This is a genomic window from Streptococcus jiangnanensis (assembly GCF_040888325.1).
Classification (GTDB): Bacteria; Bacillota; Bacilli; order Lactobacillales; family Streptococcaceae; genus Streptococcus; species Streptococcus jiangnanensis.
Genome location: NZ_JBFNFF010000002.1, coordinates 355,119 through 367,231, shown reverse-complemented (window position 1 = coordinate 367,231; position 12,113 = coordinate 355,119). Strand labels below are relative to the sequence as shown.

Here is a 12,113-nt window from a genome sequence, read left to right as displayed (position 1 = left end):
CACGTTCCAGGGATTTTCACAAGTTGGATAGGTTCTATCTTACAAGGCTACTACTTCTTCAAAAAAATCACCAACTATCTGATTAAACTCTTGAGGGTGGTCATTCATCGGTTGGTGTTTGCTGTCTGAAATCGTTACTTGACGCGCATTGGGATTTAGAGCAATGATACCATCATAGATTATTTTTAGGTGTTTGGGAAAATCGTTTTCGCCTCTTACTAATAGCATGGGAGGATTTCCTTTATATCCTTCTATCTCATGGACTGCCAAGAAACCTGTGATTCCAAGGTTCAAGAAAACATCTCGCCCTGTTTCTATAATTGCCGTCTTGACCAATTCTCTTGTGATAGGGTTATCAGTACACATTTTTGAGTTTTTATCAGCAATCACCTTCCAAGGAATCGTTTTGTACATAAGAGAACTATATTTGATTCGACCTCTTTCTTTCTCTGATAAGTATCGATGCTGTCCCCAACTATCTACCATGACCAAGGCTAGGACTCTTTCTGGATGGCGATAGGTATACTCTTGAAGTGGATTTCCTCCCCAAGAATGACCAACCAATATCACCTTATCTAGCTGGAAATAGGACAGAATGGCATCTACATCTTGAATAGCGCCTTCTAAGTCGGGTAGCCCAACTTTCATAGGTGATTCACCCTGCCCTCTAACATTGACAAAGTAAAGGTCAAATCCATCAAAAGCATCATACTGGTGGGCCCACATCTGACTACGTCCACAAGCTCCATGATAAAAAATAATATGCCCTTTACTTGCGTTTCCAGGACGATGATAAACAACCAAATCACAATCTACGACTGCTATAAGGTGACGTTCCAACACCTCAGGTTCTCTGTTATAAAAAGCAATAGCTTCAGCAATATCATTTGGCTTCATTTCTACATTCGCTCCTCTTTATCCTGATATCATTCTTTGTATCTATTTTATCATGCTATATTAAAATCATCGTTTTCTAAACTTGATTTCATTAAAAATTTTGAATTTTCTGCATTATTTGGATAAAGAAAAAGACTGCTACGCAATCTTTACTTTTTTCTCATCAGATTCATGCCTAAGATTCCAGCAATAATCAAAGTTGCTCCTATCACATGATAGCTATAAATTGGTTCGTGGAGGATAAGAGCCCCAGCTAGAATGGTCAAAACTGTTCCAAGATTGCCAAAGACACTGACGGTTGATGCCCCGAGGCGAACAATAGCATAGATAGAGAGACTACCAGTCACGATAGAAGCTAGTATTCCCAAATAGAGGATGGAAAGCAGATAGGGTACCTGTTCAAGTGGCGCAAAGTAAGCTAATATGTTCCCCTCTAGATAGTGAGAGGTCAGACTCAACGTATTAAAGGTGACGAAGCCAACAAATATCACAACAACTGTCATATCCATGGCCCGATAGCGACCTCCTTTAGCCTTGCTGAGAATATTGTTTATCGCATTGGCAAGAACAGATCCCAACATCAAGAGAAAGCCCAAGCTAGCAGTTTCCGTGCTAAAGTTCGCTCCTTTGCTAAGGAAGATGAAAACTACTCCTGCTACGGATAAAATTAAAAAGAACTTTTGAAGCAAACTTGTCTTTTCCTTGAGAAAAACCGATGCTAAAAGGAGAGTAAAAATAGGGACAAGAGCTTGTAAAATTCCCGCTTCAGAAGACGATATATACTGTAAGGCAAAGGATTGGAAAATAAAAAAGAGAAGTGGATAGAAAAGACTCATAGGAAGAATAGAAAGAATATCTTTTCTACTTAAACTCACATTGATAAGTTTTGTTTGATGAAGGATGACCAATACCAAAGCAGCGATTGTATAGCGATGTGCCAAGTTTGTAAGAGGACTGGCATAGCCTAAAGCAATCTTTGTAAATAAAAAAGAAAATCCAATGATGGCTGAAAAGGATAAGGCTGCTAGGTAAGCTTTTGTTTTCTCGTTCATAGAATGTTACTCCCTTTAAAAATAGCTATTCTCAAGATTAATTGACTAGAATTCTTTGAGACTGTCTATCCATTTTAGCATAGTAAAATCCTAGATGCTATTTCTAGGATTGGTATTTTATTCCTTCTTTCACCGTTTATCTATTACATTAGCTAAAAAGGATTCAGCCAGTCTGATCTGCTTTTCTCGTTCTTTTCTTACAAGTTCTAGCTTGTCTGCCTCTTGGAGATTCCTTACTTTGATAGCATAATCCGCGGAAACGATGGCGTGTCCTCTCATATGGGCTGTTGAAATAGCTTGTACAAAGACTCTGGCAGCGTACTTAGCGATTTGATTTTGGGCATTTTTAGAGAGGAGATTTGCTGCGAAACCTGCTTTTCTCAACTCATGAGGTGAGAACTCATTTCTCAATCGTGCATCAAAAGCCTCATAAGTTTGCCGAATTATTTTATTTTTCTCACCTTCATCACCGATATCAATTAAAGATAAGAAATCTTGCGAGTTCTCTAATGCCCATAGAGCTAGTTCTTTCTGAGGAAGTCTATCCAGTATTTGTTCTAGCTCCAATCTTTTCTCAGAGTCATCCCAAATGGCAACTTTGTAAGGACTGGGTAGGTGATTCATTTTAGTCTTATAGGCAGTTCGTTCAAACTCATTCCATGCATAATCCTCTGGTTTCATTGCTTTCTCTATTCTTTCTTACTAGCTAGCGCATGCTAGGAGAAACCTTTCATATTAGTGAAAAGAGATTACTCCTAGTTCTCTTGGAAGTTATCCAAAAATCCTTCCAAATCTTGTTTGTGCTGATACTTAATGGCTGCTTTTTTATCTTTGTCAAAAATGGTTTTGGTTAGGTCAATGTCGTTGATAGCCGCAATAGCGACCGTGTAGTGAATAATATCTGCCAGTTCTTTGGCTAGTTCCTCATTTGAGTTCTGGACACCCTCTTTTCGACCAGAGCGCCCATTCAAGACCTCGGCTACTTCTCCGACTTCCTCCACTAGCTTGATAAAGAGGCCTTCCTCAGTTCGAGATTGCTGGTAATGTTCGAGCAAGTAAGCTTGTAATTGTCTAAAGGTTAAATCCTTCATCTTCTCCTCCACAAAAAAGCGAGACATCTGTCCCGCTTTCTTTATTTTTCATCGATAACGATTCTTACTTTCTTGTCTTCAGTTGGGACAGAGTAGACAATCGTTCTTATCGCTGAGATAGTGCGACCCTTACGACCGATAACACGACCGACATCGCTTGGGTCAAGATCCAAGTGATACTCCAAAAACTCTGGCGTGTCTTCGATCTTGATAGTTAAGGCATCAGGTTGTGAAATCAAAGGTTTCACAATCGCAATAATGAGATTTTCAATCGTATCCATCTGTCAACCTACTTTAAACTTATTTTGAGAATTTAGAATCGTGGAATTTTTTCAATACACCTTCTTTTGAAAGGATGTTGCGAACTGTATCTGAAGGTTGAGCTCCATCAGCCAACCATGCAAGAACGCGGTCTTCTTTCAAAGTTACTTGGTTTTCAGCAACAAGTGGGTTGTAAGTACCAACTGTTTCGATGAAACGTCCGTCACGTGGTGAACGTGAGTCTGCTACGTTGATACGGTAGAAAGGTTTTTTCTTAGAACCCATACGAGTCAAACGGATTTTAACTGCCATTTTTTAATGTCTCTTTTCTTATTTTTTTATTTCGGTGAAATAGCTGAGCTATTTAGCACATGTTCTATTATAGCAGATTTCTGACAGGTGTCAAGAAAAAAACTTGACAGAGTTTTAATTTTTTACTACTAGAAATTTTTAGTAAAATCTTTTACATTTGAAATCACACTCCTTTTAAGGTACAATGGTAGAAATGAATTTTTGAGAGGAAAACAATGAAAAAACTAGCAACCCTTCTTTTACTATCAACGGTAGCCCTTGCTGGATGTACTAGTATCCAACGTGGTCTCCGTGGTGATGAATATGTCGACTCTAGTATCTCTGCTGAAGAAAGCTCAAAAGCAGCTGCTCAGGCTGCCAAAGATTTAAATGACGCATTGACCAATGACAATGCCAACTTCCCTCAACTTTCTAAGGAAGTTGCTGAAGATGAAGCTGAGGTCATTTTACACACAAATCAAGGCGATATCCGTATCAAACTCTTTCCAAAACTAGCACCTCTTGCGGTTGAAAACTTCCTTACTCACGCTAAGGAAGGGTACTATAACGGCATCACCTTCCACCGTGTCATTGATGGCTTTATGGTCCAAACTGGAGATCCTAAGGGAGATGGTACAGGTGGCCAATCTATCTGGCATGATAAGGATAAAACAAAGGACAAGGGAACTGGTTTTAAAAATGAAATCTCTCCTTACCTATACAATATCCGAGGAGCACTTGCTATGGCTAACACTGGTCAACCAAACACCAACGGTAGCCAATTCTTCATCAACCAAAATTCAACAGATATTTCAGCTAAACTCCCTACCAGCAAGTATCCAAAGAAAATCATCGAAGCCTATAAAGAAGGTGGAAATCCAAGTCTAGACGGCAAACACCCTGTCTTTGGTCAAGTCATCGATGGCATGGATATTGTTGACAAGATTGCCAAAGCTGAAAAAGATGAGAAAGACAAACCAACGTCTGCTATCACCATTGATAGTATCGAAGTGGTGAAAGACTACGACTTCAGTAAAAAATAAGCCATCAACAGTTGACAAAGAGCCTTTTTAAAATGTATTTTTCCCCTATATAACAACACAAAAGAGAGAATTTTTGTTCTCTCTTTTAAACTATTCAAATCGATCTGACTTTTGTTAACAAAGACAGTATGATTAGTCTTCCTCTCTTTTCTTTTGAGACAATGCAAATCCAGCCGATGCTAGTCCAATAAATGCAGCAAGTGATAAGAATGGAAGTTCCTCTGTACCAGTGTTTGGTAATTCTTTTTGAGGCTCACCATTTCTAAACTTGTTGATTGGGATAACTTTGTCTTCGATTGGTTGAGGTGGAAGTTTTGGTTCCGGTTGTGGTTGTGGTTTCGGATCTGGTTGTGGTTGTGGTTTCGGATCTGGTTGTGGTTGTGGTTTCGGATCCGGTTGTGGTTGTGGTTTTGGATCCTCTTTCTTAGGACATCCACAATCACGGATAAAGATACGGTTTGTTTCTTTACCTTCACCATCCTTGATAATGATCCAGTATCCTGATTGACCTTCCTTGTTCTTACCAGGTTCAGTAGTAATACTTGGTGTTTTACCATCTTTACCATCACGAACAAAGGTACGGCTAGTTTCCTTACCATCGCCATCTTCGGTGATTACCCAAACACCAGTATTTCCTTCTTTATCTTTACCTGATTCAGTACGAACTTTTGGTGTCTTACCATCTTTACCATCACGGATAAAGTTACGGCTAGTGATGTTTCCTTCAGAATCACGTACGATTACCCAAACACCTGAACGACCTTCTTCGTCTTTACCAGATTCGGTAGTAATAGTTGGTGTCTTACCGTCTTTTCCGTCTTTACCATCTTTACCATCTTTACCATCTTTAACGAATGTACGACCTGTTTCAGTTCCAGCAGGATCATGTGTGATTACCCATGTACCTGTGTTACCTTCTGAGTCTTCACCACGTTCTGTTGTTACTGATGGGTTCTTACCGTCTTTGATGATTGTTTCTGTTGTTTCGCCACCTGGGTTTACAACTTTAACTGTGTGAGTACCATCTTGGTTATCTTTAACGGTTACAGTTGGTGTCTTACCATCTTTACCATTCTTGATAACTGTCTCGGTTGTTGTTCCATCTGGGTTCACAACTTTAACTGTGTGGGTACCGTCTTGGTTATCTTTAACGGTTACGACCGGTGATTTTCCGTCTTTACCATCTTTACCATCTTTACCATCTTTACCATCTTTACCATCTTTAACGAATGTACGACCTGTTTCAGTTCCAGCAGGATCATGTGTGATTACCCATGTACCTGTGTTACCTTCTGAGTCTTCACCACGTTCTGTTGTTACTGATGGGTTCTTACCGTCTTTGATGATTGTTTCTGTTGTTTCGCCATCTGGGTTTACAACTTTAACTGTGTGAGTACCATCTTGGTTATCTTTAACGGTTACAGTTGGTGTCTTACCATCTTTACCATTCTTGATAACTGTCTCGGTTGTTGTTCCATCTGGATTCACAACTTTAACTGTGTGGGTACCGTCTTCGTTATCTTTAACAGTTACGACTGGTGATTTTCCATCTTTTCCGTCTTTACCATCTTTGATATCCACAACATCGATGATGACATCTTTAGATACAGATTTGCCATCAAGGGTTGCTGTAGCTTTAGCTGTGTAACTACCTACTGCCGTTGGAGTACCAGAGATTATCTTAGTAGCAGCGTCGAATGTCACACCAGCAGGAAGACTTGCTTCATCAAGTGTAAGCTCAGAACCAGGAGTGTGAGTTAAAGTGATATCAGTAATCGCTTTACCTAGTTTAACAAGTTGACGACCACCAGAAACTTTAAGATCAAGATCTTTCTCAGCTTTAGGATTTACTGTAAGAGTAAATGTATCGATAGCTGAAGCTCCTCCCACTTCAGCAGGGTTAGTAGCCTGCATACGAATTGTGAAAGTACCAGCTTTTGTAGGTGTGCCAGTAAATGTCTTAGTAGCAGGATCATATGTCAAACCATATTCTGCGATAAGAGCGTTAATCTCCGATTCTTCTACTAAGCCGTACGGTGTCTTCATAGTGACAGTTGAAAGATTATTGTGAGTTACTACTGCAGGAGTAATAGCATCACCAACTGTTACAGTTTGCTCTTTGTTTGAAATCTCGATAGCAACAGGTGATTCGGTAACTGTGATAACGACCTCTCCACTAGCTTCGTCATTTCCATACAAGTTTTCGTAGCGAGCCTTGACAGGGATACGATAGGTACCGACCTTTTTAGGTGTACCAGAGAAGGTATGAGTTGACTCATCATAAGTGACCCCTTCTGGTAAAATACTTGGATATTTGCCAGTTAAAGGATTAGAAGGTTTGCTATAGTCATTAAGGTCAACTGAAATAGTTGCTCCTTCTGAAGCCTCAACCTTCACAGGAGTCATCTTAGACAATACTTGAACTTCAGTCTGACCACCAGTTACTTGGATAGGTTTCTTAGTAACAGTAAGCTTAAAGGTTCCTTGGGCAGTATCATTTCTCAATCCTCTATAGAATGCCGTATAGGTAACAGTATACTCACCAACTGAAGTTGGAGTACCAGAAATCGTCTTTGTATCAGGATCATAAGTCAGACCATTAGGTAGATTGCTAACTCCATCTGCAGCCCAATCATAGTTACCAGATCTAATGTCAGCACCTTCACTCGGTTGAATTACAAAATTAGTGATAGGAGTTCCGACTTCAACCGTTTGTTCACCACTATTTACCGTAATTGGTCTTGGTTTAACTGTGATAGTGATTGTACCAGTAGCTTCTTCTAAACCACGTGTTAATTTATAAGTATATGTTTTAGTACCAACTGAATTTGTAGTTCCAGAAAGAATCTTTGCATTATAATCATAGTTAAGACCAAGTTCACCACGAATATCTCCAGAAAATTCTGCTCTATTTGGAATCGCAATTTCAATTGGATCGATTTCATCGCCGACTGTAACTTCACGAGTATAGTTTTCAGCATGCAATGGACCAGGCAATACTGTTAAAGTAACATATTTTTGTACAGCTTGACCATCTTTTTCTGCTAAAACTTTGATGCGGTATGTCCCTTCGACTAAACCTTTACCAGCAATCGTTTTTGTTGCTTTATTATAGCGAGTGCCCTTAGGAAGAGATGCTGTATCAACTTTTAAAGTTGCTCCATCAGTGTGAGTGATGACCATATCCTTGAACTTTTCACCTTCTTTGATGGTTTGTTCATGGTTGGTTACATCAAGGTCAATTCCAATTCCATCACGTGGCTTAACTTCAAAAGTGAAGGTTGTAAAGGTAGTTGAGATACCACCATCGGCATTATAGTAGTCAACTTCTACACGTGCAGTTTGATTTTCAGTAGTTTGAAGAACCCCGTAACCTTCTAGTGTTTTAGTGATATTATCAGAGCTTACTGTAGCGTAGGTGTCTCCGCTATTAGTCGTTACACGAATATTCGCGATTGTCGATCCACCTTCAAGAGTTACTGGAATGCTTGGGAACTTTTCTCCCTCTTTCCAGACTTGGTGGTCAATTGGGCTGATAACATCTGTTACCTCAAACTGGAAGATACGGTTTGGCGCATTATCTCCAAAGTGACCATCGATGGCACGTACTTCAAAGTTATACTTACCAGGTGCTAGCTTAACACCGGCCTTTTTCTTAATGGTTTGAGTGGCTTCGTCATACTCAGTACCGTCAGGGAAACGAACAGGTTTAACTGTAGCGTTGACCTTGTTTAGTTCAATCTTACCAATAGTTTGTTCTTTATCTGAACGAGGAACTGATACGATTCCCTCTTTATTTAAGACTGCAGTTTTAGTATTGGGAGTAAATTTGACATCCGCATTTGTAAGATAAAATCCGTTGTCATCATAAGGTGTAGCTTTTGAACGTTCTTCTGTAGTTAACTCTACATTAAAGATACGTTCTTGTCCCAGTTTATCGATAGTTTTAAACTTAATCGTAAATGTCCCCTGTTGAGCAGGAAGTTTGGTAAAGCGTAGTCGATACGGCGTGCGTCTTGGGTCATGAACCATCCAATTTTCATCATCATAAAACTTACCATACGGATCTCCGACAACTGCCAATTCATATTCTACTTCTGGCGTTGTATCCAAACGTTCGATGAGCTCCAATAAAACTGGTGTTGATGGGAAATCAGTTACTCTAGAAGAGTCCGCAACATAGAGCCCAAGCTCAGTATTATACTTTGGTGTATCAGGCTTAGCATCTGCTACTGTAACAGGTTTATTAACACTAGAATCAGTCGTCAGGTAATAACCAAATGGTGTTGTTGGAATCGTATATCTATTAACACGAGTATTATTTTCCCCCATGTCGCCTGTTTCTCGGTCATAATAATTATCAGTTTTTGATGCAGATAAGTCAAGTCGGTCCTCAGAGAGAGTAGACAAGGCATATGAGTGTGGTTTAGTTATTGTTAAAGGAAGAGTTGCCTTCACATTAGGATTGGTTTTAGAAACCAAACCAATGTCATAAGTTCCGATTGGGATTCCACCATTAAGATTGAGAGTCCCGTAGACATATTCTCCAACTGGATCATAAGTAAGGCCTAGATCTTTTGCACCTTGTGATAGTTCAACCTCATCAGGAGTAATACGAGTAAGACCCATCTTATATCTAACTTCAACAGTTGTACCGTTATGTATGAGAGTTTGGAAACCACTATAGTTCTCGATGGTCATATACGGTGTCGTACCATCTGATGGAGTACTCGCATTATCAGCAAGCATATATGATACGAAACCTGAGTGACCTGATCGTTTCATTTCTGTGTAGACGGACTCGATGGCAGATTGAAGGCGTCCAATGCTAAGTTCTAAATCAGCTTTAGTTAATTGAGCCTTTTTAGAAAGTTGTTGAGCTGCTACCAACTCTGCTTTTGAAGCTTGAAGTGCATCTGAAAGAACTTTTTTAGATTCACTATCGTCTAGTTTAGCTTCTTGTTTTTCAGCTTCTTGATTAACAGCTTTTGCTTCAAGAATGCTATTGTTCAACTGTTCTTTAAGAGGTTGAAGAATAGCGTCTACCTCTGGTTTAGCTTCAGTTTCTGGAACTTCTTTTTCATCAACTTTAAGTTCTGGCTTTTTTTCTGCTACTGGTGCAGTTGATGGAGCTATCGCAACAGTTGTTTTTTCCGTTTCTTTTACAGTTACTTCCGTAGTTGACTCAGTGGTTGAAACTACAGTCGAATCATTTTCAGTAGTAGGTGCTACAAAAGTCGCAGGGGCACGATATGGTTCTGGAACACTAATTTTCTCAGAGGTTACTCCCTTAGTAGATCTTTCTTCAACTCCCTTATTAAGCTCTACCCCCTCTTCACTTTTTAATTCACTTGCATTTACTTGAGGTGCATTAACCATCGAACCGACGAAAAACAGCCCAACAAGCACCGAAGCTACTCCTACACTAACTTTACGAATAGCAAATCGTTTTCGTTTTTCAAATTTCATAATTATCTCCTTTTATTTCTTACTATATCTTTTTCTCTTAAGAATAAACCAAGAACTGTAACAGCCATAAGTGAAATCCCTAGGGCTGAGCAAATATTTGATTCAGTACCAGTCTTTGGTAGTTGTACTTTTTCAGACACTTCCAAATTATTAATAGTTTTATCAGCTGGTTTAACTGGATCTACCGGTTTAACTGGAGTGACTACTTTTTTTGTTCCTACTTCAATAATTTGATTAACTGCATCAATTTTATTAGTTGAAACAACTTCGCGTTCAGTTTCCACACCATCAACTAAGACAACATGTTCAACCGTAGTGATACTACCATCTTTACCTTCTTGAACAATCTTTTCAGTTCCTTTGTCAAGGTCTGCATTATCGCGACGAATAGTCTTATATGCTTTAACTTCTACCTTGGTCTCATCTTTTTCAACAACAATCGGTTTTGGTTTCTCTATAAGCTTAGATTTTGTTGACTCGACTGCAGTAATTGCAGCAGTAAAATCTTTAACTGCTTGAGCCCTTCTACTGATTGCTCGATTCGAGTTTTCATCTCATTAACTAACTGTTCAGACTGAACCTCAGCTTCTGAAATTATATCAATAGATACACGTTTAGCCTCAACAATAGCCTCCGAAACAAACAGTTCTTTATCTTTAAGTTCCTCAATGGTTTTAAGCAACTGTGAATTACGGATTTCCAACTCATTTACTTGAGACTTGAGTTCATTCACTACCTCATGAACAGACGACCGAGAATAACCCAAAAACAGGGATTTCTTAAGTCCTCCCATATAAAACTCCTCCTAAAGGTTAATCTTATCTATATAAATATTACACTTTAATCTTAATCTTCTAAAAACAGATTTAAAACTTTGTGCATTACTTAACTAATTTTACTAAACCAATTTATATTATTATATTCGTTTTTCTTTGATTTATCAAGCAATTAATTTTTAAAAACAAAATTTATCTAATTATTTTGATTTTAACACACATTTTCTTAAAACTCCTTTGTAAAATATTGTGGATAATCTATACTAAATTAGTTCAAATTAGCTTTTTCGGTGTAATTATAGTTTCAATTTTGATGAAAAAAAGTGGGATAATCCCACTCCTTATTGTTTACTTATCTCCCTTAAAAGCATCCACCATGATTTGAAATTCTTCATTTGAGAGGGTAATTCCTTTCCCCATCTTGGTGTGGTCAGGACTCCAGCTACGAATGTCAAACTTCGCCGGTGCACCATTAAAGCTGACACGATTGATTTCTTTGGTCCAAACTGGAGATCCTAAGGGAGATGGTACAGGTGGCCAATCCATCTGGCATGATAAGGATAAAACAAAGGACAAGGGAACTGGTTTCAAAAATGAAATCTCTCCTTACCTATACAATATCCGCGGAGCCCTTGCTATGGCTAACACTGGTCAACCAAACACCAATGGTAGCCAGTTCTTCATCAACCAAAACTCGACAGACATTTCTGCTAAACTCCCTACAAGCAAGTATCCAAAGAAAATCATTGAAGCCTATAAAGAGGGCGGAAATCCTAGTCTAGACGGCAAACACCCTGTCTTTGGTCAAGTCATCGATGGCATGGACGTTGTTGACAAGATTGCCAAGGCTGAAAAAGATGAGAAAGACAAACCAACGTCTGCTATCACCATTGATAGTATCGAAGTGGTCAAGGACTACGACTTCAGCAAAAAATAAGCCATCAACAGATAAGGAGACGATGACATGATTTTATTTTGGGGTTCTAAAGGTTATCAGAAAGATTTGGGACATACGCAAACTGCGATCGAATGTGGTCATTGTAACAATGTCGACACGTGGGAAATTGTCGAAACTGGACGCAAATTTACCCTCTACTGGATTCCACTTTTTCCTTATGGTAAAAGTTACTTCGTTTCTTGTCCGATTTGCCACTACGGTAAAGAAATTGAGAAATCTGAAGTTGAAAGCTATTTAAATTACTAGTCAAAAAAGCCAAGTCATTTCAACTTGGC

11 protein-coding genes and 2 pseudogenes are annotated in these 12,113 nt (G+C 39.0%); 3 read left to right on the top strand and 10 right to left on the bottom strand.

Features of this window, described 5'->3' with window-relative positions:
- Positions 1–39: 39 nt before the first annotated feature.
- From AB2B49_RS04385 to rpsP, 6 genes are all read right to left on the bottom strand, one after another.
- Complete coding sequence (locus AB2B49_RS04385) at positions 40–897, bottom strand: alpha/beta fold hydrolase (RefSeq protein WP_049506108.1); 858 nt, start codon at positions 895–897, stop codon at positions 40–42.
- Between the two features lie 149 nt (positions 898–1,046).
- Positions 1,047–1,949, bottom strand: a complete 903-nt coding sequence (locus tag AB2B49_RS04380) for a DMT family transporter (RefSeq protein WP_049506110.1) — start codon at positions 1,947–1,949, stop codon at positions 1,047–1,049.
- A 129-nt stretch (positions 1,950–2,078) separates the two neighbouring features.
- Complete coding sequence (locus AB2B49_RS04375) at positions 2,079–2,630, bottom strand: putative immunity protein (RefSeq protein WP_049506112.1); 552 nt, start codon at positions 2,628–2,630, stop codon at positions 2,079–2,081.
- A 74-nt stretch (positions 2,631–2,704) separates the two neighbouring features.
- A complete protein-coding gene (locus AB2B49_RS04370; protein WP_049506124.1) occupies positions 2,705–3,040 on the bottom strand; it encodes a MazG nucleotide pyrophosphohydrolase domain-containing protein in 336 nt (111 codons plus the stop codon).
- 41 nt (positions 3,041–3,081) lie between these two features.
- Positions 3,082–3,321, bottom strand: coding sequence for an RNA-binding protein KphA (gene kphA, locus AB2B49_RS04365; protein ID WP_003001620.1), 240 nt, complete (start codon positions 3,319–3,321; stop codon positions 3,082–3,084).
- A gap of 19 nt (positions 3,322–3,340) precedes the next feature.
- The gene (rpsP, locus tag AB2B49_RS04360) at positions 3,341–3,613 is read right to left on the bottom strand and encodes a 30S ribosomal protein S16 (protein WP_000268760.1); all 273 of its coding nucleotides are present in this window, start codon (positions 3,611–3,613) and stop codon (positions 3,341–3,343) included.
- Between the two features lie 215 nt (positions 3,614–3,828).
- On the opposite strand from rpsP, the gene AB2B49_RS04355 reads away from it, so the two are divergent.
- Entirely contained in the window at positions 3,829–4,635 is an 807-nt protein-coding gene (locus AB2B49_RS04355) for a peptidylprolyl isomerase (RefSeq protein ID WP_049506116.1), read from the top strand.
- A 132-nt stretch (positions 4,636–4,767) separates the two neighbouring features.
- Here AB2B49_RS04355 and AB2B49_RS04350 read toward each other — a convergent pair whose 3' ends face one another.
- The 4 genes and pseudogenes from AB2B49_RS04350 to AB2B49_RS04335 form a co-directional block, all read right to left on the bottom strand.
- Positions 4,768–10,104 (bottom strand): collagen-flanked surface repeat-containing protein, encoded by a 5,337-nt coding sequence (locus AB2B49_RS04350; RefSeq protein WP_320691947.1) that lies wholly within the window; start codon positions 10,102–10,104, stop codon positions 4,768–4,770.
- Positions 10,105–10,106: 2 nt separating this feature from the next.
- Positions 10,107–10,544: a G5 domain-containing protein gene (locus AB2B49_RS04345; protein WP_257612641.1), complete on the bottom strand. Its 438-nt coding sequence runs from the start codon at positions 10,542–10,544 to the stop codon at positions 10,107–10,109.
- A 14-nt stretch (positions 10,545–10,558) separates the two neighbouring features.
- On the bottom strand, positions 10,559–10,897 hold the full coding sequence (locus tag AB2B49_RS04340) for a hypothetical protein (protein WP_049505672.1): 339 nt from the start codon (positions 10,895–10,897) through the stop codon (positions 10,559–10,561).
- 331 nt (positions 10,898–11,228) lie between these two features.
- Positions 11,229–11,384, bottom strand: a pseudogene (locus tag AB2B49_RS04335) (YdbC family protein); the annotation flags it as partial.
- Between AB2B49_RS04335 and AB2B49_RS04330 the strand changes: the two are divergent.
- Both AB2B49_RS04330 and AB2B49_RS04325 read left to right on the top strand, forming a co-directional pair.
- Positions 11,377–11,817: pseudogene (locus AB2B49_RS04330) on the top strand (peptidylprolyl isomerase); the annotation flags it as partial. The pseudogenes AB2B49_RS04335 and AB2B49_RS04330 overlap by 8 nt on opposite strands.
- Before the next feature lie 27 nt (positions 11,818–11,844).
- A complete protein-coding gene (locus AB2B49_RS04325) occupies positions 11,845–12,084 on the top strand; it encodes a zinc-ribbon domain-containing protein (RefSeq protein ID WP_000600216.1) in 240 nt (79 codons plus the stop codon).
- Positions 12,085–12,113: the final 29 nt, after the last annotated feature.